This is a genomic window from Chryseolinea sp. T2 (genome assembly GCF_037203685.1).
Classification (GTDB): domain Bacteria; phylum Bacteroidota; class Bacteroidia; order Cytophagales; family Cyclobacteriaceae; genus Chryseolinea.
In genome coordinates this window covers 321,291-344,311 of sequence record NZ_JBBCAU010000010.1, presented here as the reverse complement: position 1 = coordinate 344,311, position 23,021 = coordinate 321,291, and the positions used below count along the sequence as shown (strand labels likewise).

At 47.6% G+C, this 23,021-nt stretch carries 17 protein-coding genes; 8 read left to right on the top strand and 9 right to left on the bottom strand.

Features of this window, described 5'->3' with window-relative positions; translation table 11 throughout:
- Nucleotides 1–77: 77 nt before the first annotated feature.
- The 3 genes from WBG78_RS27720 to WBG78_RS27710 all read right to left on the bottom strand — a co-directional run bounded on the left by WBG78_RS27720 (nt 78) and on the right by WBG78_RS27710 (nt 4,246).
- The gene (locus WBG78_RS27720) at nt 78–407 is read right to left on the bottom strand and encodes a PadR family transcriptional regulator (protein WP_337329779.1); all 330 of its coding nucleotides are present in this window, start codon (nt 405–407) and stop codon (nt 78–80) included.
- A 158-nt stretch (nt 408–565) separates the two neighbouring features.
- Nucleotides 566–2,998 carry a TonB-dependent receptor gene (locus WBG78_RS27715; protein ID WP_337329778.1) on the bottom strand — a complete coding sequence of 811 codons (2,433 nt, stop codon included), beginning with the start codon at nt 2,996–2,998 and terminating at the stop codon, nt 566–568.
- 339 nt (nt 2,999–3,337) lie between these two features.
- On the bottom strand, nt 3,338–4,246 hold the full coding sequence (locus WBG78_RS27710) for a LytR/AlgR family response regulator transcription factor (RefSeq protein ID WP_337329777.1): 909 nt from the start codon (nt 4,244–4,246) through the stop codon (nt 3,338–3,340).
- 195 nt (nt 4,247–4,441) lie between these two features.
- Between WBG78_RS27710 and WBG78_RS27705 the strand changes: the two genes are divergently transcribed.
- Nucleotides 4,442–5,095: a hypothetical protein gene (locus WBG78_RS27705; protein ID WP_337329776.1), complete on the top strand. Its 654-nt coding sequence runs from the start codon at nt 4,442–4,444 to the stop codon at nt 5,093–5,095.
- Between the two features lie 646 nt (nt 5,096–5,741).
- On the opposite strand, the gene WBG78_RS27700 is transcribed toward WBG78_RS27705, so the two are convergent.
- Nucleotides 5,742–6,122 (bottom strand): hypothetical protein, encoded by a 381-nt coding sequence (locus WBG78_RS27700; RefSeq protein WP_337329775.1) that lies wholly within the window; start codon nt 6,120–6,122, stop codon nt 5,742–5,744.
- Nucleotides 6,123–6,392: 270 nt separating this feature from the next.
- Here WBG78_RS27700 and WBG78_RS27695 point away from each other — a divergent pair, with 270 nt between their 5' ends.
- The 4 genes from WBG78_RS27695 to WBG78_RS27680 all read left to right on the top strand — a co-directional run bounded on the left by WBG78_RS27695 (nt 6,393) and on the right by WBG78_RS27680 (nt 8,310).
- Nucleotides 6,393–6,953, top strand: a complete 561-nt coding sequence (locus WBG78_RS27695; protein WP_337329774.1) for a helix-turn-helix domain-containing protein — start codon at nt 6,393–6,395, stop codon at nt 6,951–6,953.
- A 168-nt stretch (nt 6,954–7,121) separates the two neighbouring features.
- The gene (locus WBG78_RS27690) at nt 7,122–7,361 is read left to right on the top strand and encodes a general stress protein CsbD (RefSeq protein WP_337329773.1); all 240 of its coding nucleotides are present in this window, start codon (nt 7,122–7,124) and stop codon (nt 7,359–7,361) included.
- A gap of 25 nt (nt 7,362–7,386) precedes the next feature.
- Nucleotides 7,387–7,944 carry a hypothetical protein gene (locus tag WBG78_RS27685; RefSeq protein ID WP_337329772.1) on the top strand — a complete coding sequence of 186 codons (558 nt, stop codon included), beginning with the start codon at nt 7,387–7,389 and terminating at the stop codon, nt 7,942–7,944.
- 183 nt (nt 7,945–8,127) lie between these two features.
- A complete protein-coding gene (locus WBG78_RS27680) occupies nt 8,128–8,310 on the top strand; it encodes a hypothetical protein (RefSeq protein WP_337329771.1) in 183 nt (60 codons plus the stop codon).
- A gap of 176 nt (nt 8,311–8,486) precedes the next feature.
- Here the strand turns inward: WBG78_RS27680 and WBG78_RS27675 are convergent, their stop codons facing one another.
- On the bottom strand, nt 8,487–9,551 hold the full coding sequence (locus tag WBG78_RS27675; RefSeq protein ID WP_337329770.1) for a fatty acid desaturase family protein: 1,065 nt from the start codon (nt 9,549–9,551) through the stop codon (nt 8,487–8,489).
- A gap of 642 nt (nt 9,552–10,193) precedes the next feature.
- Here WBG78_RS27675 and WBG78_RS27670 point away from each other — a divergent pair.
- Nucleotides 10,194–10,853 (top strand): DUF6629 family protein, encoded by a 660-nt coding sequence (locus tag WBG78_RS27670; RefSeq protein WP_337329769.1) that lies wholly within the window; start codon nt 10,194–10,196, stop codon nt 10,851–10,853.
- 114 nt (nt 10,854–10,967) lie between these two features.
- Here the strand turns inward: WBG78_RS27670 and WBG78_RS27665 are convergent, their stop codons facing one another.
- Nucleotides 10,968–12,587, bottom strand: coding sequence for a Na+/H+ antiporter (locus WBG78_RS27665; protein WP_337329768.1), 1,620 nt, complete (start codon nt 12,585–12,587; stop codon nt 10,968–10,970).
- Nucleotides 12,588–13,187: 600 nt separating this feature from the next.
- The gene (locus tag WBG78_RS27660; RefSeq protein WP_337329767.1) at nt 13,188–15,578 is read right to left on the bottom strand and encodes an ABC transporter permease; all 2,391 of its coding nucleotides are present in this window, start codon (nt 15,576–15,578) and stop codon (nt 13,188–13,190) included.
- A 325-nt stretch (nt 15,579–15,903) separates the two neighbouring features.
- Here WBG78_RS27660 and WBG78_RS27655 point away from each other — a divergent pair, with 325 nt between their 5' ends.
- On the top strand, nt 15,904–18,252 hold the full coding sequence (locus WBG78_RS27655; protein WP_337329766.1) for a TonB-dependent receptor: 2,349 nt from the start codon (nt 15,904–15,906) through the stop codon (nt 18,250–18,252).
- 193 nt (nt 18,253–18,445) lie between these two features.
- Here WBG78_RS27655 and WBG78_RS27650 read toward each other — a convergent pair whose 3' ends face one another.
- Both WBG78_RS27650 and WBG78_RS27645 read right to left on the bottom strand, forming a co-directional pair.
- Complete coding sequence (locus WBG78_RS27650) at nt 18,446–19,753, bottom strand: hypothetical protein (protein WP_337329765.1); 1,308 nt, start codon at nt 19,751–19,753, stop codon at nt 18,446–18,448.
- Between the two features lie 460 nt (nt 19,754–20,213).
- Nucleotides 20,214–20,972: a PIG-L deacetylase family protein gene (locus WBG78_RS27645; RefSeq protein WP_337329764.1), complete on the bottom strand. Its 759-nt coding sequence runs from the start codon at nt 20,970–20,972 to the stop codon at nt 20,214–20,216.
- A gap of 119 nt (nt 20,973–21,091) precedes the next feature.
- Here WBG78_RS27645 and WBG78_RS27640 point away from each other — a divergent pair, with 119 nt between their 5' ends.
- Nucleotides 21,092–23,011, top strand: coding sequence for an adenylate/guanylate cyclase domain-containing protein (locus tag WBG78_RS27640; RefSeq protein WP_337329763.1), 1,920 nt, complete (start codon nt 21,092–21,094; stop codon nt 23,009–23,011).
- The last annotated feature ends 10 nt before the right edge of the window (nt 23,012–23,021 follow it).

The window sequence follows — 23,021 nt, the reverse complement described above, 5'->3', positions numbered from 1 at the left end:
CCTCAATCACGGCGATTCCCGCAAACCTTCTGAGAAATTGAGATGCGAGGCGCGTGGTGCTGTTCTTTTGTCTCTCTTCATTTTCCGATGGCCAGTGCCTGTTTAGAAATCCTCCATAGATCGTCCCGAAGTTTCTTCATTTCATGAAGCGCTACCTTCCCCGCGTGTGTCAGTTCGAAGTGGCGCTTTCTTCTCCCTCCCCTTTCGGCAGTAGGATCACCCATCCAGGATTTGATCATTCCCTTTTCCTCAAGTCGCGTGATGGTTGAATGCAGTGCCCCGATGCTCAGCTCCCTGGAGGCCCTTTCTTCTATCGCGGTTTTAATACTAACGCCATATGCTTCGTCTCCAAGGCTGGCAATTGTCAGCAATACCAGCTCTTCGAATTCGCCTATATAATTTTTCATAGTTCACCTGAGTGGAAACGAATGTAGTGATATATTTCTATTTTTAAGAAGTAATAATCAAAAAGAATCCGAAGACTCTTTTTGTCGCGGTAACGCACGTGACACGATATTAAGATGTTATGTCCTTACGATATTATGGCTCTTAAGATGGTATCCTCCTAAAAGGTGATCCTGAAATACGGCACCGGAAAGAACGGTTGCTGGTACAACACGGTCATGCTGTTGGTGCGGGGATTGTACGTCTGCGCAAAAACATTCTTCGAGTTAGTGAGATTTTGAAAGTCGATGGAAAACTCCATGGTGCTCTTCTTCAATTCATGTCTGAACGCAACTTTGAGATCAGTCCTGAAGTAGGATCGCTGCCGTTCACTATAGGCGTTTGACTCATCGTACACAGCATATCCCATGGCCTTCGACGCCTCAAGGTTAAGGGGTGTGAGGTAGGGCCCGCCAATACTCGTGACTTTCAAACTAGCAGAAAGAAACATGCCTTTTCTGAGACTCCACTCCTTTCCACCGAGTACGTTTATTACGTGCTGAGTATTATAGGCCGTGTTTCGTTCGATACCATCGCTCCCCTTGTATTTTGAATTGAACAAAGAAGAAGTGACCAGAAAGAAGTATCCTTTATCGAAGAACCGCTCGAGCGTAAGTTCTAGTCCGTAGTTGTGGCCAGAGCCTTTGTTCACCAGGCTATCTTTGCTCACGGGGCCGAAAGAAATGCCGGAGTTTATCGCTGCATACGAAGAGATTGATTGTTCCACGGGGATGTTCGTCAAGGACTGATAATAACTCTCAGCCTTCAGACGCAATCGTTCAGTAATGAACCATTCGTACGACGCCACCAACTGGTGACTGGTTGAAAACTTAAGGTCGATATTGGTGAGCAGCATCTGATCATTGTACATCGTTTGAGCGTAGTGTGTCGTGAGGAGCTGAGTTTGATTTAGCCCGCCATAGCCCAATGAAATCATATGCTTGCCTGCCCCGGGAATAAATTGAACGGCCGCTCTGGGTTCGAGCGCCCATTGCTGGTTGAGGTCAAAGTACTGACCATGAGCACCAGCCTGAAACGACCAATGTGAATTGAAGCGGTGTTTCCAGGTTGTATGGAACTGGTATAACGTTGACATGTCTGCAACGTTGAGCCTGGTGGTATCTTTGTTGACGTTCGCATAGATGTCGCGTTGGAAAAAGTCAGCATTGGTAACATCAATCATGATACCCGACGTTAAACTATTCTTCCGGTCAAACTTTGTTCGCGTAAGAAGATTCAGGCTGTATTTTGTGGTCGCGAATCGGCCTTCATTCCGCAGATATTGAGATACAACGTCCTGCTCATCGTTGCGCACGAGCGAATCGGTTCGCATAGATTCATGGGTATAGGAAATTCCCGCGACAGCGCGAACGTATGTAGTCGGTGAAACCGTCACTTCATACGCAACGCCTGCGATACCCGTCCTGTATCGCGGATGGCTGTCCACGTTTTCGCTACCATACAGATCGTCGTTGCTATCAAGGTCCGCTTCACTGCCGAGCAGGTCAATGCGACTGCTTCCGCCGAGTCCAAACACCGAAAGGGTTCCGCGTCTGGAAGTCGGAAACGATAACTTGAAGTTGAGGTCCTGGTAAAGAGGGACATTGTTGCCCGTGCCGACATTCAGGCCAAGTGCTTTAAACACACCAAGTGTGGAGTATCGATAGTTCACTACATACGACGCCTTTGACTTTGAAGAAAACGGACCCTCGGCTCCAAATTCAAAGCCGTTGAAGCCGATCTGTCCCATCAGTTCGCGGCGTTCATTGTTTCCGTTTCTCAGACGGATGTCGAATACCCCGGCCGTTGCGTTGCCGTATTGTGCGGGAAAAGCGCCCGTTAGAAAGTCGGACTTACCGAGGGTGTTGGGATTCAGCATGCTCACAGGTCCACCGGTGCTCACCAGCGATCCAAAATGATTAGGGTTGGGAATGTTAAGGCCTTCCATTTGCCACAGCATTCCTGTGGGTGAATTTCCGCGTACAACGATGTCGTTCCGGGCATCATTGCCGCCGGCGACACCCGCATAGTTAGCTGCCATGCGTGACGGGTCGCCTATGGCGCCCGCGTACCTTTTAGTCTCGTCAGGATTAAAAGAACGGCCGCTTACCATAGCCAGATCGTTGTTCGTTGTCGTCTGGTCTTCCTGCGCGTCTGAGGCAATGACTACTTCCTCCAGCGCTTCCACGTGTTCCGTCATCACGATCGACAACACAACTTCCTTTCCCGATGTCACGATCACATCACGGATCACGGCCGGCTCATAGCCGATATAAGTAATGGTAACCGAGTGGCGGCCAAGGCTTACACCGGCGATCCTGAAGTTACCCTCTTCATCGGTAACCGCGCCTGATCTGGATACCTCCGATGGCACCTCGCTGTCGACGCGAACGGAAACACCAATCAAAGGGATCTGTGTTATCGCATCGGTCACCCGACCGCGGACCGTCTGTGTGGAAGGGATGGGTGCCTGGCCAAAGGCACTGCTCATTAAAACGACGAGCATAAGCAAGATGAGCACGATGATCATGGCGCGGCCCGGGTGGTGGTTCATAGAGATTGTTTTTAACATGCGAACAGAAACGGCGACGCGTTCCGACCGACTACCACGATGCGGAAAATGGGGAGTTCTACGCCCTTTTTGGGCCGATCAGCGAGGTTTCCGGGGCGAACGACAAGCATTGGGGTGAATGATAACCCTTGCAAATTGACAGGATGTGGGTGAGCATGTCGTTTTCTAACGTTGGATTCGTGAAGTCTGTCAGAGCATCGATTACATCTCAAACGGATCCTATATCATCAGTCCAAAGCATAATGAATGCGGTATTTAACCGGGTGTGTAAATCCAATCGATCTTGTTGGGAATAACGGACTGGCGTCCGAAGCCTGACGTTCAGGCGCGAACGAGAGAAGGCCGGAGACGGGGATCCGCAGGTTGGTGGCCCACCAACTGCAGTACGTGTGGTCCTTTGCTGCGGGAAAGCGGCACGGGGATGTTAATATCACGAAGGTACAGCCGATAGCCGTTTGTGTTCCCCTCAACCTGGACAATAGCGCTCACGTTGACCAGATAAGACCGATGGCAACGAACGATACGGGGACTATCAAGCTGTGCTTCAATATTCTTCAGGTTGCCACGCAACATTCTTGTTTGCAACGCACCGTCGGCAATCCAATGGAAAGTCGCGTAATTGTCATCGGCTTCCACATACAGCAATTGATCGGTCGAAATGGTGAGGGTCTCACTCGTGTCGGACTGAATGGTAACCACCGGCGTTGCGTGCTGAGGTTCCGGTATCGCAGTACTTAACGAACGGCGCAGCTCCTCATTAGCCTTCATCGCCTGCCGCAGGTTGTTCTTTAACATCACCGTACGAATCACAAACGTGAAGACGATAATCGAAATGCCGCCATACAAAGCCATGTTAAAGAAATAGTAGATGACTACAATCCTGAATGACAGGCCCGGGTAGAGGTTAAGACTGAAAAGAACCACTGAGGCGATCCAACCGATGAGCAGGAGCTGCACGAATGTCGCTAGCATGTACTTCCCAACGGTCCACGATTCGGGTGCCATAAGCTTCGGAAGGACCTTAGGCAACCAGACAATATGCCCATAGAGCACGACAAAAATGATGATTCCTGTGATGATCCACTTTTGAATGTGAATCCATTCCATGGGCAGGAACAGGGTAAGGTTGAGAGTAACGAATGCCGCCAGGCCAGCTGAAAACCAGAAATTTTTGCGATCTGAATCCAGGTAGTACGGAAATGGCTCCTGCAGGAACTGTACGACACGCATTGGTCCGGGGATAAGTTTAGCGTTATGCTTCCTGGAAGCATGTCAAGATTTTAGTGCATACGGTTTTGAACGCAAATGGTTGTGATCCCTTTCAGAAGGAAAAGCCTCAGCCACCCGGAAGTTCCATTTAGCACTTTTCCCTTTGGCATTATATCAACACATTCGTTAAATTAGTACTCAGGTGTTGACTTGATTATGAGCTACGGGCGTAACCACATTTCCTTTCTGAAGTTGATCTCTTTAACCATAGTGGCATTGTGCCTCTCTCCTTCCCTTTCCGTTGCACAGGAAATCAGTCAGGTAGATTTCAGCGTTGAAGGATCGAAAGTGAATATAACCTACAACATCAGGAATTGTTCCGGGAATGAAGACTACGATGTCAGGTTGCTGTTGGGTCAGAATGGCGATCTGACGGAAATAAAAAGCGGACTCAGCGGCGACATTGAACATGTATCATGCGGATCATCGAACACGATCGTGTGGGATGTATTGAGCGACAGAGAAGAGCTCAAAGGGCCGATCTTTTTTGCTGTTGAGATTTTGAGGTCTCATCTGGTCGTTACAGAAGAGTCGCCTGTCGCCTATGAAACGGACGATGAGGAAATGGGCGATGACGGATCTGCCGGATCTGTTCCTTACGGAGATCCAATTCGTGACCAGGGAAAAGGTCACATGGCAACGATTCGGCCTCACCAAAATTTACTCCTGCCACTGGTCAGCATTTTGCAGCTTGGAGTGCGGATCGCATACGAACAGACACGGTCAGTTGCTTCTCACGGTCGGCCTCCAGCCGTCTTCCAAAAACAATCAGGCTCTGCTTCGTCTCCGCTGCGAACACGTCGTCGGTAACAATCTATTCATTCATTCGGCTTATTACACTACAACCCAAATAGTACAAGGTTCAGCTCTTCTCTGGACTTGGCAAGTTTGGACTGAAGGAGTTCCAACATGACGTCCCTTCTGCAGTTATCGTAACAGAAGTCTTTATCATGCAGCTGAGGAAATGCGAGCCGCAGTTTAGATTTCTGCATCGTCCATAATTGTTCTGGATTCCTTATTTCTTCCATGTGCTCTGTTTACTTTGCGCTTCTGATTATTAAATCCGTTTTGTTAAATCCGTTTCATGTTGCCTGACTCTTAATCGACAACTCGAAATCCGACGCTGATGAACCAGCTCCGAGTGAAGGCACCTTCGGAGTTTGTTCCAGGCCAGTGATCTTTGTCCGAAATCCGGATATTGTTTGCGTGAGCCTCTGCTTTCATCTAAAATGAACGCAAGCTGACGGCGCAAATCAATCGACAGCGCGTCTGCATACAACGATTTTAACCGAATCGATGGGCTTTCTTTGGATGCAATGAAAGATCCAATCTTCTATAAGAACACCAACCAGAATTTAACGTTGCAAATCATTCGATAATAAATGACTTATCATTTTGCAACCAACGTCGTCACGGAGAGTGAACGGCTGCCGATGAAGCTTGTGAGCAAAACGTCTCAATTCAGATCGGACTTTTGTATCGCAACCTTTGCTTTTTCCGCCTGCTTGTCTGCCTGCTTCTGCAACTTTTGAGCTTTCTTTTCTGTTTTCAATGCATTCCGTGACTTCTTTGCAGCGTTCTGAGCTTCGTCGCTTACCCGTTCTGCATCTTTTGCCTTGGCTTTAGTTTCATTTCGCGCTGATTTCACGTCGCTAATGGCTTCGGCATCATCGGTCTTCTGTGTTTGAATCTGGTCTTGCTTGTAACCTGCGAACAGGCTGTCCAAACGATCATATTCGACCTTGCTCATGGCAGGCTCTGCCTGGGCAAATAACTGGAAAGTGATCAGGCATGCTGCCATAACGGTGAGCATCGAAAAGATTGTTCTAAAAGTCATAATTGTTTTGTTAAAATATGGTATTGCAATTGAAAGCATCTGTGCCCCGGAAAGGCGGCGCTTTGGTGATACCTGTTCCGTGCCACATGATTGCTTCCGTGATACAGTACCAAGCCTCGTCGATGCTACATTGCCACATCATAAAGGTCGTCATTTCCATAGGGGAAGCGTTACATTGTATTTCGGATAACTTGCAACAATCACTGATATCAGCCGGTCCACGATACACCATATCATGCACTAAATTGATCAAAATCGAAAAATGGTAGTATGAAACTATACATAAAGTACATGGTGAGCCTTCGATGCAAAATGATGGTGCAGGAGGAGCTTCAAAAACTGGGACTGCCATATCTGGGAATTGATCTGGGCGTGGTTGAAATGCAACACGACATTACAGACGAACAACGCGAACAGCTGAGGACAAATCTCCTGAGATCTGGATTGGCGTTGCTGGATGACAAAAGGGGCATCCTCATCGAAAAAATAAAGAACGTAATTGTCGAGATGGTACATTATTCCGATGAACTGCCAAAGGTCAACTATTCCGACTACATCAGTCAGAAACTCAATTACGACTACACCTACCTTTCGAATGTCTTCGCTGAAGTGAAAGGGATTACGATCCAGCAGTTCATCATTATCAATAAGATCGAGCGTGTGAAGGAACTGCTATTGTACGACGAATTGAATCTTACCGAGATATCGTACAAGCTCCATTATAGCAGCGTGGCCCATCTTTCAAATCAATTCAAGAAAATCACAGGCATCTCGCCTTCGTTCTTCAAGAAGCTGAGGAAAAAGCGCATCGAGCACCTGGAGGATATGTAATTTCTATAAATAGCTTTTTCAGCTGCCGGATATCGTTTCTCCGACTGACCGGTTCTCCTTCAATCCACGCATAGGGTAAACGTGGGAAAAGTGCAACATTCAGCCGCTCGCGTGTAACAAATAACCGGCGTAAGATTGCGTTCTTACGTGACTAATCAACAAGACATTATGGAAAATATAAATATGAGTGGTGAATCGCTGTTGATCAGCGGTAATTGGGATTGGCAAGCAAAAAGGCTTCGCGCAAAATTCCCACAGCTCACCACAGAAGATCTGAAATATGAGGCTGGTAAAGAGGACGAACTGCTCACCAGGCTTGCCTCACGACTTATGAAGAGCAGGAACGAGGTGACCCGTCTTATCAGGAAGGGCAAAGCTCACCGCCTGCATGGCGCATACGAGATGTAGTGAGCACCTAAACGCAACATATATCATGAATACCTTGAGTATAAAAAAAGAAAGCAACTATTTCTCGGCTCTCGAACATCCGGAGGCCTTTGGAGAAATAAAAGTAATGGCTCACCAGGTCGCTGAAATACCTGGCGATTACAAACCAGAGATGCTTATTTCGTTCTTACGGGACCATTCCCTGAAAACAGAGTGGCTCGATGGCAATGAACTGCTGGTGCGACTGATCACCTCCGGATCGATGAAAACGTATCAGACTGAACGGCTCTTTCAGCAACGACGCGCCAACAAGCTGTTCATTGCAGACCTGGAAACGTGTATTCGAGGTCAGTTATCGACCTGCAAGTCGAACCTGACGCACAAATGGGTGGTATCCGCTGCGTCTTATGCACAAACACTTCAGTGGCAGCGCTACTACGGATCGGATACTGCATTGAGACACACCCAGAAACTGACGCCTGGTGTGCAACAAAAGTGGTCCGGCAAGGCCGTCAGCACGGCGAAGGCCTCCCCGATAATGGTGTGGATCAGGGCGACAATTCAACAATATTTTCCTGCACCTCCGGACGAAACACTTTTATAAAATGCTTATGAGCAAATTCCGGCTTACTATCATTTGCATATCCCTTCAGTCAATTATCGATAGTGTCTATGTGTTCCTGAGGCGGGCGCTAACCTGTCAATCCAGGATGGCGTTTGCAAGGCTTTTTGGAAATACTAACGACGCACATTTACGATCTATTACTGGCCTCTAACAATTACAACGATGAAAGCAAACAAGAACGACGACAATCTTTATCCGGTGAACAGTCAGGTGTACGTCAAAGTGAATCCGGCACTCCGGTTGGTTGTGTCGGATTATAAGCAAAGAATCTATTACTGCCGTCCCCTCAACAGCGACGAGCCGGCTACACTGGCCTTCTATGAAAGGGAGCTTTCTCTTCAGTAAGGCTAAGTTGCACCCTATCTCCCCCACTTCGTCGCTTGAATAACCGCTGCAGGTGTTCTCACTGCGCGCGGCGTAGTCCAAGCTTTCTAACTGAATTGCTTACATAATACGAAGAATCGACACCTGAAATGAAACCGTCGAGGTCTGAAGTTGGTTTGACCCACTGATGCAGATTGTCAGTCCGGCTGCGTTGAGGGCGCATACGACGCTGGCTTAAATCCGAGTTTCTTCAGAATCCGGCCGTGACCTTTTAATGCGCCAAAGAACGTCTTCGTTGAGTGATATGGCAGATTGAATTCCTGAGCCGTTGATCTCACTATGGAGGCGATCCTTCTGTAATGCACATGACAGATGGAGGGAAACAGATGATGCTCGATTTGAAAGTTGAGTCCGCCGATATACCAGGAGAAAATCCCGTGATTATGGCCAAAGTTCGTTGTTGTGAGCAGCTGATGGATCGCCCAATTATTCGGCAGCATTCTTGAATCGTCGGGTACAGGAAATTCTGCGTCTTCATTGATGTGCGCCGGCTGAAAAATAATCGATAACATGAAGCCGGCGATAAAATGCATGATAAAAATACCTATTAGTATCTGCCACCAGGGCAACGACGTAAAAATCAGGGGAAGAACGAAGATGTAGGTCACATACAACAACTTAGTTCCGACAAGGATGATCCACTCCTTAACGATAGATGCCTTCTGTTTTTTAGCCAGCCCATTGTTATGATATTTTACTATGCGCGCAAAGTCCTTGGCGAACATCCAAGACAGTGTCATCAGTCCGTAAAGGAACCATGCATAGATATGCTGAAACCTATAAATGAATTTCCACTTTGTATGCGGTGTAAGTCGCAGAACGCCACGGGAGATGATGTCTTCATCTTCACCATCTACATTTGTATAGGTGTGATGAAGCACATTATGTTGCATTTTCCAGTTGAAAGCATTTGCTCCAATTAGGTTGATGGAGTAGCCGACCAGTGAATTTAGCCACTTCCGCTTCGAATATGCACCGTGGTTTGCATCGTGCATCACGGATAATCCAATGCCACCCAGGCCGAAACTCATAAGAACAACCATCATCAGCAGCATTACAGGACCGGTGACCAATCCGAATAAGATAACCCCGTATGGAACAAAATAAAGCAATAACATGGCAAAGGTCTTAACGAACATTTCGGTATTGCCAGTACGTAAGATGTTATTCGACTTGAAATAGGCGCCAACCCGGCTATTCAAAGTTGATGAAAAGTCTAGGTTGGATCGGGAAAAAGTTGGAGAGGATTTCAAAGTTAAGAGTTAAATGTAGAATTACGAGCAGGCGCTCTCTTATATAAGAGTATAACCCAAGATGTTAGCGATAAATTCCACGTTGGCTATGATTGTACTATTTAGTTTTCCATTACCAGTCGTGCGCCCAAAAAACCAACATTGACGTCGAATTCGTCCTCATGATTGGACTAAGGTGTATTGCCTTATATACTTTTCAAAAAGTCTTACATAAATCACAGGTTTTCAATGATCAAATCAACAAGGAGAAACATGCCTTCATCCTTTTTTGTCGGCAATATATCCATGCTCTGTCAGCACGGGGCACGATAAACAAGCATATACCTTCAGCCGCACCGGGCTTCTGTGAAACTTGTAAGTCTTTGAGAATATCTGCAACACCTGTTCCAATGCGTTTCGGTAACTTTCGCTTTAGTGCCTTTCAATGAATGTGTGTATTGCAAGCGTTTCCCATTCTTTACTCACTTGAATGTCGATTTTATGCTTAAGGCTAGTACAGTGGGATGAAACAGACGACTTGTTTTGATCCTGTCGTTGCTAATGCATGCAAGCAGTAGTTCATTTTATTTTTGGACCGTTAACGCAACATATATGTGTTTTTCAGCAACTGCGAGTTTTGGTGCTGGAGCAGCTGTGGCTGCTGCCGGCATCGTATCCGTAAAAAGAATCACGAATGCGCGGCAAATCATGTTCGCCGTGATTCCATTAATATTTGCGCTACAGCAGATTATGGAAGGTTGGGTTTGGATAACCTTCGCTCACGAAGAGTACAGGATGTCCCGTAATATACCCGTCACTGTTTTCCTTTTCTTCGCTCAGGTTGCCTGGCCTGTCTGGGTACCGCTCGCGATACTGAAAATCGAACCCAAGGCACGGCTGCGGGCTGCGCTTAAAATACTATGTTTCTGCAGTTTCATTGTAGCCCCATTGCAGGCGTTCCGACTCTTCTTTCATTCGCCCGATGTATCGATTACAGGCCATCACATTCATTACCAACTCGATGCTATTGATTCACCTATGGGTGTGATCCTAAATGTTTTTTATTTCCTTACTACAATCGTACCACCATTCGTATCAAGCCGCAGGTCAGTGTTGCTTCTGGCGAGCTTCAACCTTTTAGCGCTTATGATAACCTGGCTTGCATCCAGGCCTAACGTTGTCTCGCTATGGTGCTTCTTCGCTGCGCTTATAAGCGTACAGATCGTGCGAGTGATGGGTGACATGAAACTTGAACAACGATTAGAGGAGTAGACGCACCAGGACAAGCGTGGCGCCGTGAACGACGCTGGCCTATGCTAACTCAGTTTCATTCCTTCTAACTCGCAATCGACAGCTTCGAAAAGCCAGCACCGTTTCATATCTACATTATCCTGAAAAACCAGCTCCTCTCCTTGCTTTCTTCAATTGAGTAATTCGTTTCAGCTGAAGTTCTGCAAGATCCAGCTCTTGCTCGAGGCGTCTGATTATATCCTGACTGAAGACGCCATCTTTGTTCAATTGGATCAACAGCTGCCTTTCGTAATTTTGTATCTCCGGTTGCGCTCTCAAAAACTCAGAAATTTCAGGCGGTTGCTCCTGGGAGGGCTGAACGTTCCTATTATTCGAGAACGCTTTTATCAGGTGCATAAATCTGCTTTTCAATTGCGCTTTCACATCGTCGTTAATCTGATACGGAAAACCGGTTTCGATAAAATGTACCACTCTGGTGGCCATTAACAACCGGAGGTCCTGCTCTTCCTGCTGGTTATCATTCCTCTTTATACGCAAAAGCTTGATGAGAATAGGTAAAGATAGCCCCTGGACAACAAGCGTAACAAAGATCACCACAAACGCAAGAAACAAAATGAGAGAACGGTGCGGAAACACACTGCCATCTGTCACCACCAGGGGAATCGCCAGCGCGGTCGCCAGAGATACTATACCCCGTGTTCCTGTCCAAGCGACGATCGTTACGTTCTTCCATGTGCTAGCGTCATTTCCTTTTCCCCGGGAATTTCTGGAAACTGGCAACAAAGCAGCTGAAAATACCCATAGAATTCGCACTACAATAGTCACGATGCTAACAAGTGATCCATAAAGGACCATTTGCCTGATGCTATATATGGAAATGTCATCAACGATACCTCTGAGTTGTAGCCCTATGAGAATAAATATAAAACCATTCAGCAAAAAAATGAGTGTATCCCAAACCGCCTTATTTCGAATGCGCGTCTGATAGGAATATAGTTCGGACGCGCTCCGTGACATCATTAAGCCGGTGGTGACCACTGCGAGTACTCCCGAAGTGTGTATTCGTTCAGCTACCAGGTATACAATAAATGGCGTGATTAAAGTCATCGAGGTGTTGATGATCGAATTATTCACAACCTTCCTCTGAATGTAAATAACAATGACGCCCATCACCAGGCCTAGAACAATGCCGCCAAGACCGACAATAAGAAAGTCAAGACCAGCCTGCCAGAAGATAAAGCTGCCGGTGCCAATGGCAGCTATCGAAAACCGATAGGCGATCAACGCAGATGCATCGTTTACCAGGCTCTCACCTTCCAGGATAGTAGTCACCCTTCGGTTTAGTCCCAATCCTTTTGTAATGCTCGTAGTTGCAACTGCATCCGGAGGTGAAACAATTGCTCCCAGCAAAAATGCCAATGGCCACGAAAAACCCGGAATCAGTAAATGTGTGACTATGCCAACGGTCACTGTTGTAAAAAAAACTAGCGCAATGGCCAGTATTGAAATGGGTGCTGCCTCTGATTTGAAATCCTTCCACGATGTATTCGATGCTGCATTGTACAAGATAGGCGGCAAGAAAATAAAGAAGACTACATCAGGGCTGAGCTTAACTTCAGGCATAGCCGGAATGAATGCGATCCCTAAACCACTCAGTACGAGCAAAACAGATTGAGGCAGTTTAAACCGCTCTGCAATCGCAAGCAAAGCGATCAATACAGTTAGTCCAGCTATTAGAATCTCAAAGTTCTCCATATGGCCGATCTGAAAACTGACTCCTCATGCTGACAATCGGATCTGACGCCATCACGTCAGTATTCAGAGCCAGTATTCGCGCCCATAAACCCTCCATAGCCGTAAAGGCGTACAGATTTGGAAGGAAAGTTCGTTCCCGGCCAGTGTCCAATTACATACTATAATAACACAAATCAGAATCTAACGTTGCAAATCGTTCGATAATAAATGACTTATCTTTTTAGGCGAATTGTTTGCTTGTCTGAGTCTGGTGCGACATTGCGGATTGTTGATTTCATTTGTTGTGAGAGCTTTATTCTATAATGTACGCATTAGTAATTCTCTTGATCAAAACTGTTTATTCCCCGATTCCACGCCAATTAGCCCGAAAATGTATTCATTATGGCCTGACCAACATTGTCGATAGGTAATGGTTATTATTCGCGCTCTACCTTAACCGCCGTGAAAACATAATATCCAATGCTAATCACCATGACTCCAAAAATCGTTAGTAAAGGAAGTGTGAAGTCCTGGCATGAAGACAGACCCAGGCAAGTAGCAGACCCGTTAGTCTGAAACGAGTACTCCTGAGAAAAACAGGAGCGATATGGAGGCTGCTACCTATTGCAGCTGTTGTACCGGATTCACCCTTGCTGCCCGAAGAGCCTTAGCCGTGACCGTTATCAACGCAACAAGTACGGATGCCCCCGCGGCTCCAATAAACATCCACCATTCCATGTCCCGGCGATAAGCAAAATCCTGCAGCCATCGACCCATGACGAACCAGGTCAAAGGAAACGCAATCACCAACGCCATGGCTATTGGCTTCAAAAATTCTCTGCAAAGCAACAACAGAACTGAGTTGACAGAAGCGCCGAGTACCTTTCTGATCCCAAGCTCCCTGGTGCGTTGTATAACGGTGAATGATACCAGTCCGAACAATCCCAGGCTTGCCAGTATAATTGCCAATAGTGTGGCAATCGCGAAGACTTGACCGAACTTGATGTCCGCCCGATACTGAAGATCGAATTGCTGATCCAGAAAGAAGTAATCGAACGGGCGGTGTGGCGCGGCTACGTCCCATCGTCTCTCAATATCGGCCATTGCTTCGGTAACATCGCCGGCAGGCAGCCGCAGTGAAATGTATGCGAGGCTCTTCGGGCGCATTCGCATCAGCAGCGGTTCAAGAGTAGTGTGCAATGACGCATAGTGGAAGTCTTTCACAACCCCGACTACTATGCCCTTGAGATTCCCGTGATTTAACTCCTTACCTATTATTGTAGATGTACTCAATCCAAGCGCCCGACAAGCGGCCTCATTCACGACAAGCCCTTCAAGTGAATCTCTGGCAAATGCGCGATCGAATCCCCGACCGCCAACCAGTGAGAGTTGATAAAAGTCAAGGAAGTCATAGTCAACCGATAGCCTCGCCATATCAGTTGTTCTTGTTCCGGTTTCCGTTAACACTTCGACGCGAACCGTTGATGGTTGCCTGCCGGGAATCTGAGACGACGCACTCACTCCATCAATAAATGGACTTAGCCTGAGTTGGTTCATTACAGTATTGATGTGAGTTTGAACCTCATCATCATCGCCAATGGAGATTACAACGACCTGGTCTTTGTTGTATCCGAGGTCGAGGTTTCTCATATAGTGAATCTGATTGTACACAACGATAGTACATACTGACAGCGCGATGGAGACGGCGAACTGGAACACGATCATCCCTTCGCGGGCGATGGACCGCGGCGAAGTTATCCATTGTCCCTTCAGCGCAGCTGCTGGCCTGTAGCCCGATAACACCAATGCGGGATAAACGCCAGCGATCAGCCCGACAGAAACGACGATCAGAATATATATGATTATACCGTAGGTACTGAACAATGCGTCCAGCGAGACCGGCGCACTTACGAGATTACGGAACCAGGGTAGTGTAGCCTGACAAATACCGAGTGCCAGCAGCGAGGCGCAAATGCTTACGAGAACGGATTCGAAGAGAAACTGTCGCGCCAGTTGTAACCGTGTTGCGCCTATCGTCTTGCGAAGACCAACTTCTTTAGCGCGTCGCACGGACTGTGCAGTCGACAGGTTTACAAAATTTACCGCTGCTATTGTCATGATGAGAACGGCAACAGCCAGGAACGCATAGAGAGCCTTCGCGTTTCCCGGTGTGCCCGGCTCTCCATTGCGTTTTGAATGCAAATGAAGGTCCGGCAGACGCTGCAGAACGAATGCACGTTTATCGTCGGGCGCCATATTCTTGCCAGTCTGATCATGTACAAATTGACTCAGCTTCTGTGTTATAGTTTCAGCGGTAGTATTGGGCGAGAAAAGGATGTAAGTATAGGCCGACCAATCCCAGGTTTCCAACCAATCAGCACCGCGTGTCGACATGGAAATCAACATGTCAAATCCAATATGCGACTGCAGAGGCGGATCAGCCACAACACCCGTGACGGTGAACATCACACGCTGATCGATAAGCAATGACTTGCCAATTGGATCACCTTCTCCGAAGTAGCGTGCCGCTGATGCTTCCGTAAGCACAATTGAATTTGGATTAACCAACGCTGTTCCCGGATCTCCCTGCGTTAGCTGGAATCCGAACACATCGAAAATGGAAGGATCGGAAAAGTAAATACGATCTTCCTGAAACTTGTGCTTCCCATACTGTATAAGCATCGTTGCTCCGGCAAGTCGCGTATAATTTTCAACTCCCGGAAAGGTCCGCTGCAACGCTGGCCCTACCGGACCGGGCGCACTGCTCAGGAAGCTCGTTGTACCATTGGGCAGAAACTCGTCGGTAGCGACGCGAAAGATCCTGTCTGCATTCGAGTGGAAGCGATCAAACGAGTATTCATGAATAACGTATATCAGGATGAATGTAACACAGGCATAGCTCACCGCGAGGCCGCCTGCATTGATAGCGAAGCTCACTTTGTCTTTAAGCAGCGTCCGGATAGCGATGATGAGATTATTCTTGAGCATGCTGAGGTTAGGTAAGGCTACCATGAGATTCAATTAATGTGCCATGCCTGCTTGATGTTGTGGGCTTCCTCGTTTTTGGGGCTTACTGCGTTGGAATCTGCTGTCCTGAAGATGTCTATGGCGAGCCATAATAGTGCCCCCCAACTTATTATGAAATGACTGTAGTGTTCCCTGCCGCACACTTTTGTACGGAACTGGGCACGCGATGGGGTTTGCATATGGATACCAGGCATCGTTCAACTTCTACGACGGTGGTGGAACGCATACCCCGCACAGGGTAGCTTGTACAGCGTATTGGACGAGTCACACCACCGGCTCATCTTTGCCCCGCCAAATACCAATAGCCCTCATGCAAAATCTTTACAACATAGCCGGGACATTATTCTTCGTGATGCTCTCCACAGTATGCTTTGCGCAGATATCAGGAATAAAAGGAACCATAAGAACCAGCGATGGTCAGCCTGCAGAATTTGTAAACACCGGACTCAAAGGAACGTCCCGCGGAACTACAACGGACAAGAACGGCGCCTTTCACATAAACAACATCGAACCCGGTCAATATGTGCTAGTGGTATCATTCGTCGGCCTTCAGACAAAGGAAGAACCTGTTGAAATCCGAGCGGGCGAAACCGCTGTCGTGGAGCTCGTACTGAGTGAGAATGCACAGCAACTTCAGGAAGTCGTTATATCATCGCTTCCAACATTCAAAACTGAAGAGCCCTCTCCCTCCCTTCGCATAGCGACGTCAATCATGGAGACTCCTCAGAGCATCATTGGCGTCTCCAGCGCCGTAATTCGCGATCAGCAGATTTATGTTACTACTGATGTCGCCCGGAATGTTAGCGGCGTTACATCCATCTATCCTTATGTTGGCATTTACACAGACTTTAATATCCGTGGTACCCGCGCCTATAACAACAAATTGCGCAACGGTATGCCTATCCCCGCGAGTTACGGCATGCTTCAGGAAGATATGAGTTATGTTGAAAGTGTGGAGTTTATTAAAGGACCCGCCGGCTTTATGCTTGCTCAGGGTGAACCGGGCGGCATGTATAATGTCGTTACGAAAAAGCCACTCACCTCGCCGCACGCGGGAGCTGCATTTTCGATGGGAAGCTATGGACTCTTCCGTGCGTCTGTAGATGTGGGCGGGCCTGTGGGCAACAAGAACAAACTGTTCTACAGGGCAAACATCATGGGACAAAACTCCGGAACGCACCTCGACTATGGTGTTAACGACAGATTTAGCTTTGCTCCTTCTCTGAGATACGAGTTCAACAAGGAAACATCTCTTACTCTTGAGTACAACTTTGACCTGGCTAAAGCCAATGGTACTTTTGCGAACCTTCCCACGCACGATCAAAAGTTCCTTCCCCGTTCTTTTGCCATCGATGATCCTGCCATGAAACAGGTGCATCTCAATAGTCAATTTACGTTCATAAATCTGCAGCATAAAATCAACGACGCGTGGAAGGCCACTGCTCAGGTGGGATACGCGCTGGGCAAACAAGACGGTGACATGTTCTTTGCAGGCTCGTGGGTAGGACTTATCGACGACAATGGTATGATGCCCCGGGGTTACCGCTACATGGCCGTGAACAACCGTGTAGTTGCAGGTCAGATCTTTTTGAATGGCGATGTGAATACGGGCTCAATAAATCACAAACTTCTGATCGGATTCGACGGCGGCATGTTTGAAGATAAATGGAAGACCGCCGATGTCTATGGTGTGTTACCTATTAACATATACAATCCTGAGTATGGCCTGGGCGTTGGTATCGATACACTTGTGGATGAATCTTCACTTGTTTGGGATTGGCCATCGCGCACCATTTGGGAGGCTATTTCAGTCCAGGACAATTTACAGCTAACGGACTGGCTGCAGCTTACATTGGGCGGCAGATACACGTATTATCAGTATGGATATCTGAGCTCAATGGAGGATGATCATGTGTTTACGCCCCGCGCCGGAATTCTCGTCCAGCCTATGGAAAACACTTCTGTTTATTTTCTGTATGACCAGGCCTTTGTCCCTCAGACCGGACGCACATTCGATGGCCAGCGATTCGAACCAATGACTGGCAATAATGTTGAACTGGGTATCAAGCGCGAGTGGTTTAAAAAGCGTTTGTTCACTCAGGTAGCCATTTATAACATAATCAAGAACAACGTTCTGACGTCAGATCCTCAGCATGTAGGCTTCAGCATTCAGCGTGGGCAAATCAAAAGCAAAGGCGTTGAAGTAGACGTGACCGGCTCGGTGAACAAGAACCTCAGTGTGATAGCAAACTATGCGTATACCAACGTTAAAGTAACCAAAGACACAGACCCAACCGTCGTAGGTAGCAAAGGACAGGCTCCTGTTCATACCATCAATGTTTGGGCAAAATATAAACTATCGTCAGGGCTCCTCAATGGCCTCGGATTCGCCGTCGGCGGTCAGTATTACATAGATCAACATGGCTGGACAACAAAAAAGAACACTGAAGATCCCGAGGTATTATTTGACTACAAGAGCCTGAATGCTGCCCTATCTTATAGCACAGGGAACCTTGATCTCGGTCTTAATATCGACAACATTACTGATGAGTTTAACTTCTACGGGGGCTTCGATTATAATCAGGGCACCAAGGGTGAATACGATTACATAGCCCTTCCTGGAACGAACTGGAGGCTTTCGGCTGCCTACAAGTTTTGAGTGGGCCTTGTTTTATGACAATTTCTGACATGGCAGTCCGATTATCCAATACATAAGGGTCGATTACAGTTTTAAGGTTCTGGCATCCCTTATGTAAACTACGCAAGTCATACATGTTTGGCTAGAGCATACATCCGGCCACAACCGCAGGTCGTGATCGCTAATTCTTAACTCTTAATTCTTAATTCCGCCTCTACTTCCCCGCCTTCCCCGCAAAGTAGCTCACCATCTCCATCATCGCCTTTTCATTTCCAAAATCAGGCTTATGTTCCTTTATATATTCATCAATCTTCGCCCCTGCCGATGGATACAAACGTCGCATCGATGTGACAGATGGAGGATACATTGTTCCACTGCCGTCCATCAGGAAGTATTCGTTTTTCCGGGTGAACATCCTGTCCACCCTTGCCTGATCAATGCTCGCCAGGTCCTCGTCATATGTCGTACCGGGTCCATACTTCGACGATGCCACCACGGCCTGTGAATGTGACATCACAAGCTTCCGGACGACTCCGAGATTCACCGGACCACTTAACAGTATTTCAACAAAACCCTCCGGCCTTCTGAAGTAGGTCGTGCCATCGATGTTTACCGTAGTGACAAACTGATTGGTGTTAATTCCAACGGTATCGCCATTCTCAATTGTCTCCAGCCTTGCATTGAAGAGGTTATAATTCAGGGAGGAATACTGTCTGCGGCGACCATCCTGGTAGAAAATCACGCCTTCCTGAAATTCCGAAAACCTATACATGCTGTCGCGCAACGTGTGGCTTATACGCTCATTGGCGCGAACGATCATGCCCTTCGCATTGTCAGTGGGAATGCGACGCAGCCCGTTACAGAACTCCGTTATCTGTCTCAGGTCGTCCGCCTCAGTGAAATCGGTGTTATGTTTTTTGGAGAACTCCTGGATAGCATGTTTATATTCAGGAAAGAACTTTTTCAATACTACCCGTGAAGCCGGAAAGATCGATCCGGCTTTATCAACGAAAAAGAATATTGACGCCTTAATGAAATAACGGTCATAGCTGGATGGCCTGCCGCGCACGTCCACCATATCTTCTTTCGGACCTAAACCACCATATTTGATTTCAGACAGGTGGAAGAACGTACGGAGGGCGAGCGTGACATCACCGGTGATCATTACACGCAGATATCCCTCTTTAGCATCGTATAGAAATACATCGCCACCAATCGACACGGACTTAAACGTTTTCGAAGGTGAAATCTGAACGGTGTCATTGTGATCATCGATGATATCGATCTGGCCGAAATAAAGATTGTAGTTAAGCCGGAGATCCCGCTCCGGTGTAAAACCAGTGAAATAAGTTATAAACCCGGGTCTGAATTCGGGATATAAGTAAACACTGTCCCACCAGATCGCTTCTTTGGGAAATGTGTGAGCGTGCTGCAAAAAAACGTGGTCCTTTTGAGCCATTAGCTCACCGACAGAGGCCAACAAGATTACGAGGATTAGCTGAACCCGGATCGCGATTTTCATATTGGACAACGGTATAATGTTTTCTGTGGAGTATGAATATAGCATTTATCAGGATTTATAAGAACTGGTACCCGTAGAGTTTCTTATGGCGGGACAAACATGGCCATCAATCCCCTGCACAACCACACGCGCTCACAAACATCTTTAATTGCCGGTGTACACTATAACAATCTAATGAGCACGTCGTACCCGGCCATTTTTCAAGAATTCTCAATATCTGAAATTGCGCCGTAGTCTCTGCGTCAATTGGATTAGCTTCCGCACAAAAGCTTTCATCCCGTTAAGTTACGTTGTTGCTAACGATCAGCTGATTTAGTACATCATCATCACGTAATGAAACTTTATTGGCATTGTTCATATCAACCAATGGGTTAACCTTTACATTTTACATTTTACATTTAGAGTTTTACATTTTGCGGTTAAACTCCCGCATTATCTGAGTTCAACCACTCAACAAACTCTAGAATCCCATCATCGTCCCACCCTTACCGTTCGCTCTTATAAAACCCTCGGCAGCTCTTGATCCAATCTCCTTCCCCCGGGTAGCTTCCATTTCCGCATGACCTTCCGAATAAATCGCATCGGGATTTTGACTGGTGTGGCAGTACACAGATTGCCTCTTCTGTTCCTGCGTATCAGAAATATCAACATAGTCTGTCGGACTAAACACAGCCGTTTGAATTCCCGTTAGCACTTCAAAGAAAAACAGCTGAAACGATTTCCCGGAATTCATCCAGGCCTGTATGGTTAGCAGCGATGCTGCCTGATGATCCTTGTGCGAGTCGATCGGCCAGTGCGTAAATACAATGTCTGGCTTTTCAGCGGAGATGATATCGTGAAGCTTTCGGATCCACTCATTGTTGACCACAGTGTCGCCGTCAATTTGTCCGGCGAATACCGGTTTTGCATTCAGCACCTTGCTGCCCTTGATGGCTTCAGCTTTACGAACGGCGGCTGCCTCGGCATGACTCTTACCCGCAATTCCGGCCTCGCCTGTGGTGAGATAAACTATAGTTACATCATAGCCCTGCTTAGCGAGTTTGGCCAAAGTGCCACCGCAGCCGCTTTCGGGATCATCGGGGTGCCCTCCTACACATACAACTTTCTTTTTAGCTACCTGGACTGTCGGGTTCTCATCCAACAGTGTCAAAGGCAGTATACCCGCGCCGACAGTTATCTTTGACAAAAAATCGCGACGGCTTTTATTCTTGTGCTTCATAATCTTACTTCAAATAGTTACTGGACGCCTTGTATCGCTGAAGGCAACAGGGTTGAATAGTCAACGGAAATAACAAAAAAGCCGGCAATAGTTTGTGCCCGTTTTATTTACTTTTAGGCATGCGTCAACTGGCAGCGATTGTATTTGCAGACATGGTTGGTTATACAGCGTTGATGCAGGTCAACGAATCGCTGGCGCGTCAAAAGCGGGCGCGTTTCAGGGACGTGCTCGATGATCGGGTCGGGATGCATCGGGGGCAGATCCTTCAACATTACGGCGACGGCTGTCTCTTCATATTCAACAGCGCCCTCGACGCCGTAAACTGCGCTGTCGACATTCAGCGCGACGTTCAACAGGAACCAAACGTCGAACTGAGGATTGGCATTCACAGCGGTGACATTAACATCGAAGATGGCGCCGTTTATGGCGACGGTGTCAACCTGGCTTCACGTATAGAGTCCCTGGCTATCAGTGGCAGCGTACTGATTTCTGAAAGAGTGCAGGACGATATCAAAAATCATAATACGCTTTCAACGAAGGAGCTGGGTCACTTCGAGTTTAAGAACGTTGTCAAACCTATGAAGGTCTTTGCCATTGCGAATACCGGTATCGTTGTGCCTTCGCGCTCGTCGCTTCATGGCAAGACACAGCAGCCCTCAAATCGTGTGGCCGTACTGCCCTTCGTGAACATGAGTTCCGATATCGACAACGAATATTTCAGTGATGGTATCACGGAGGAACTGTTAAATGCGCTCACAAAAGTAGAGGGCCTTCAGGTAACGAGCAGAACGTCGGTCTTCGTCTTCAAAGGAAAGAACGTCGACATCCGCGACATCGGCATACAGTTGAATGTCGACAAGGTACTGGAAGGAAGCGTGAGGAAATCAGGCAACCGCGTACGCATCACGGCGCAGCTGATCAATGCCGTCGACGGCTATCACCTGTGGAGCGAGACGTACGACCGCCAGCTGACAGACATTTTCGAAGTACAGGACGAGATCAGCGGAATCATTGCTAACAAGCTCCGCGAAAACCTGGATCCTGACCAGCGCGACCTCCACGGGCGACAGGCCGTGAGAAACGTTGAGGCCTACACAAACTATCTCCGCGGACTTCACTTCTGGAACCGCCTCACTCCTGCCGACAACCGCCATGCGCTCGAATGTTTCGAACAGGCCATTGCGCTTGAGCCTGGCTATGCGCTTGCTCACGCGATGATTGCGCTGACCTACAGTGCACTTGGATCATCCGGTAATATGGTACCTGAAGACGCCTTCAAACTGGTTAAACAACATGCCGACCGGGCGATTGAACTCGATGATAAAATACCCGAAGGATATGTAGCTAAGGCTTCGGCCTTCCTGATGTACGAATGGAAATGGAAAGAAGGATACGAGGCATTGAAAGAAGCAAAGCGCGTAAGTCCCGGAAGCACTGCAGCGAGCAGATTGCTTTCGTTTTACTATGTGATCAAAGGAGAACGCGACCTGGCCGTCGCGGCAATGGAAGAAGCGGTTAAATCAGATCCGCTTTCTGCCATCATGAGTCATGCGCTGGCCAATGTATATCTCTTTGGCGAGCGCTACGACGACGCTATACGCCAGGCGGATAAAATACTGGAGATCAATCCGACAATGCGCAGCAGCATTGAGATCAAAGCCTGGGCCACGGGCATGAAGGGGAACTGGCAGGGCGCGCTTGAATATTTTCAGGAAGTGCATCGCCTTACCAATCATCCGTTAAAAGGACTGATGGGCCTTGGTTTTGCATTGGGTAAACTCGGCCGGCGCGAAGAAGCCATGGAGTGCGTGGCCAAACTGGAGCAACGACAGATAGAAGAACCAGGAACTCTTATCGATGCCGACCTGCTAACAATCTGGCTGGGGCTTGGCGATGTGGACAAGGTGATCTACTATATCGAACAGTGCGTTGAGAAGAGGATGGCGCCCATCATTTATTACATTCAGTATCCATTTTTTAAGTCCGTTCGTGACGATCCACGTTACCAGGAGATCGCAGACCGGATTGCTGTGAATTGAAGAATTATAG

Excerpts from the sequence above, each read along its gene's own strand:
- WBG78_RS27720 (WP_337329779.1), bottom strand. The coding sequence starts at position 407 with ATGAAAAATTATATAGGCGAATTCGAAGAGCTGGTATTGCTGACAATT.
- WBG78_RS27715 (WP_337329778.1), bottom strand. The coding sequence starts at position 2,998 with ATGAACCACCACCCGGGCCGCGCCATGATCATCGTGCTCATCTTGCTT.
- WBG78_RS27710 (WP_337329777.1), bottom strand. The coding sequence starts at position 4,246 with ATGCGTGTCGTACAGTTCCTGCAGGAGCCATTTCCGTACTACCTGGAT.
- WBG78_RS27705 (WP_337329776.1), top strand. The coding sequence starts at position 4,442 with ATGAGCTACGGGCGTAACCACATTTCCTTTCTGAAGTTGATCTCTTTA.
- WBG78_RS27700 (WP_337329775.1), bottom strand. The coding sequence starts at position 6,122 with ATGACTTTTAGAACAATCTTTTCGATGCTCACCGTTATGGCAGCATGC.
- WBG78_RS27695 (WP_337329774.1), top strand. The coding sequence starts at position 6,393 with ATGAAACTATACATAAAGTACATGGTGAGCCTTCGATGCAAAATGATG.
- WBG78_RS27690 (WP_337329773.1), top strand. The coding sequence starts at position 7,122 with ATGGAAAATATAAATATGAGTGGTGAATCGCTGTTGATCAGCGGTAAT.
- WBG78_RS27685 (WP_337329772.1), top strand. The coding sequence starts at position 7,387 with ATGAATACCTTGAGTATAAAAAAAGAAAGCAACTATTTCTCGGCTCTC.
- WBG78_RS27680 (WP_337329771.1), top strand. The coding sequence starts at position 8,128 with ATGAAAGCAAACAAGAACGACGACAATCTTTATCCGGTGAACAGTCAG.
- WBG78_RS27670 (WP_337329769.1), top strand. The coding sequence starts at position 10,194 with ATGTGTTTTTCAGCAACTGCGAGTTTTGGTGCTGGAGCAGCTGTGGCT.
- WBG78_RS27665 (WP_337329768.1), bottom strand. The coding sequence starts at position 12,587 with ATGGAGAACTTTGAGATTCTAATAGCTGGACTAACTGTATTGATCGCT.
- WBG78_RS27660 (WP_337329767.1), bottom strand. The coding sequence starts at position 15,578 with ATGGTAGCCTTACCTAACCTCAGCATGCTCAAGAATAATCTCATCATC.
- WBG78_RS27655 (WP_337329766.1), top strand. The coding sequence starts at position 15,904 with ATGCAAAATCTTTACAACATAGCCGGGACATTATTCTTCGTGATGCTC.
- WBG78_RS27650 (WP_337329765.1), bottom strand. The coding sequence starts at position 19,753 with ATGAAAATCGCGATCCGGGTTCAGCTAATCCTCGTAATCTTGTTGGCC.
- WBG78_RS27645 (WP_337329764.1), bottom strand. The coding sequence starts at position 20,972 with ATGAAGCACAAGAATAAAAGCCGTCGCGATTTTTTGTCAAAGATAACT.
- WBG78_RS27640 (WP_337329763.1), top strand. The coding sequence starts at position 21,092 with ATGCGTCAACTGGCAGCGATTGTATTTGCAGACATGGTTGGTTATACA.